Below are 2,238 nucleotides of genomic sequence, written 5' to 3'. Positions count from 1 at the left end.
TCGCGACCGATGTCACGGCCTGTGCTTTGATCGCGGCGATGGCATCGCGGAGCGAGTCCGCATCGAGCGGGACCAGCACCTCGCCATTGGATTTCAGCCGCTCTCGCACGCCAAGGCGCAGCTCGCGCGGCACCAGCGGTGCGGGCGGCGGTGTACGAAGATTATAGCGGTCGGGCTTCAAGCCCTCGCGCATTTCCAGGATGTCGCGATGGCCGGCCGTGGTCAGAAGCGCGACACGCGCCCCCTTGCGCTCGAGCAGCGCGTTGGTCGCAACCGTGGTGCCGTGAACCAGCCGCTCGGTGCGCGCCAGCATCTCGGCTGTCGAGAGGCCAAGCCGCCGCGCCAGTTCGTCAAGCCCGGCCATCACCCCGATGGACTGGTCCGACGGCGTCGATGGCGATTTCGCAAACACCGTGCGGCCCGCCGCATCGATGGCGACGAGATCGGTAAATGTGCCGCCGACGTCAATTCCAATGGCCAGCATGGTCAGAGCGTCCGCGCCTTGGAAGCATCGTCGGTGACGAGGCCTTGCCGCCGATCGCGCTCGCGCGCTTCCACCGCGCGCTTGTGGGGCGGCCCATATCCGCCGCCACCGGCGGAGCGGATTCTGAGGCAATCGCCCGAACGAATCTCGATGCCGGTCTCCTTGGTGCGGATATCGCGCGGCGGCCTGTCCGCGGACAGCAACTGGTAGTGATGCGGCTCGCCATCCTCCCCGCCCAGCATGCCGCAGGAGCCGTGACGCGTCCCCTCGCCCGCGGTGTTGCCACGCGCGGTCTTTTCGGTCTCGAACAGAAGGTCGAGCGCAACGCCGAGCCCGCCGCGATACTGACCGTCACCACCGGAGTCGGGCAAAAATTCGTGATGGCGAAAATGCAGCGGAAAACGCGCCTCGGCCACCTCGATACTGCCGAATTTCAGGCCGCCGACCGAATGCCACTCGCCGATCGACGACCAGCCATCGCCGCGCGCCGAGGCGCCGCCGCCGGGCCGGGCATGAAACAAATGCCAGATGAAAGTCTTGCCGGTGCGCGGATCCTCGCCCTGGATCGCGATCCGAAACCTGCGGCCCCAGCCGGCCATCACCCGATCCGGACACGAGGCCGCCAGCGCCTTGATCACGGCCTCCACGATCTCGTTCGACGGATGGCTGGTACACAAAGTCACCGGCTTGCCGGGATCGGCCCAGACGATGGTGCCCTGCTTCGCCTCCACTTTCAGCGGCCGCAACGCGCCGGAGTTTTTCGGGGTGTCCGGATCGATCAGGTAGAAGAACGCCATCGCGACCGCGGCATGCATGTTGGCGTGCGAGGAATTGACAAAACTGTCCACCTGCGGATCGGAAGCCGTGAGGTCGACCTCGATATCGCTGCCGCGCTTGGTTACTTTTGCCGCGATCCGGATGTCCTGGTGGCCGCGCCCGTCATCATCGAGAAACGCTTCGCCAAAAAAAGTGCCGTCCTGCCAGGTCGCGACCACCTGGCGCGCCTGGGCTTCAGCGGCATCGATCGCGGCCTCCACGACCGGCGCCGAGAGCTCCGCAAACAGTTTTTGCATGCGACGCTCGCCGAGATGCGCCGCTCCGATCATGGCGAAGAGATCGCCGCGGAAATCGTGAGCGTTGCGAGTATTGAGCGCGAGCATATCCAGAATGTCGTCGCGCAGCCGGCCGGCCTCGAAAAGCTTGATCGGGGGAATGCGCAAACCCTCCTGCCAGATCTCGGTGGCGTCGGGATTGTAGGCGCCATGGGTGGCCCCGCCGATGTCGCTCTGATGCGCGCGCACGATGGTCCAGAACAGCCGCCGTTCGCCGGCGAAGACCGGCACGAACACGGTGATGTCGGGCAGATGGCTGCCGCCATGATAGGGATCGTTCATCAGGATGACGTCGCCGGACAAAACCTCCGAAAAACGCGCCTCGACGGCCTTCGCCGCCCAGGGTAGCGCGCCGACATGGACCGGGATGTGATCGGCCTGCGCGATCAGCCGCGACTGCACGTCGCAGATCGCCAGCGAGAAATCGCGGCTGGAATTGAGAATCTGCGAATACGAGGTCCGCAGCATGGCCTCGCCCATCTCGGCCACGATCGAGCTCAGCCGATGCTGAACGACGGAACGCGTGATGGGGTCGACGGATGCGGACATATGCGTGATCGAGTGAGGTCGTCAGTGCTTCTTTGCGCCTTTCTTGGTGGCGGACTTCTTCGGAGGGGCTGTCTTTTCGGTCTTGATCTCTTT

Annotated in this window: 2 protein-coding genes; both read right to left on the bottom strand. The window is 65.0% G+C overall.

The features are described 5' to 3' along the window. On the bottom strand, positions 1-484 hold a 484-nt coding region (locus tag JOZ76_RS07800), incomplete at its 3' end, for a hydantoinase/oxoprolinase N-terminal domain-containing protein (RefSeq protein ID WP_291698050.1). A 2-nt stretch (positions 485-486) separates the two neighbouring features. Next, positions 487-2,145 (bottom strand): hydantoinase B/oxoprolinase family protein, encoded by a 1,659-nt coding sequence (locus JOZ76_RS07795; RefSeq protein WP_291698049.1) that lies wholly within the window; start codon positions 2,143-2,145, stop codon positions 487-489. Positions 2,146-2,238: the final 93 nt, after the last annotated feature.

This window comes from Bradyrhizobium sp. (assembly GCF_019244115.1).
GTDB lineage: Bacteria > Pseudomonadota > Alphaproteobacteria > Rhizobiales > Xanthobacteraceae > Bradyrhizobium.
The sequence above is the reverse complement of the archived record's forward strand: the minus strand, read 5'-3'. Positions and strand labels throughout refer to the sequence as shown.

Coding starts and splice junctions, on each gene's coding strand:
- JOZ76_RS07795 (WP_291698049.1), bottom strand. CDS start 2,145: ATGTCCGCATCCGTCGACCCCATCACGCGTTCCGTCGTTCAGCATCGG.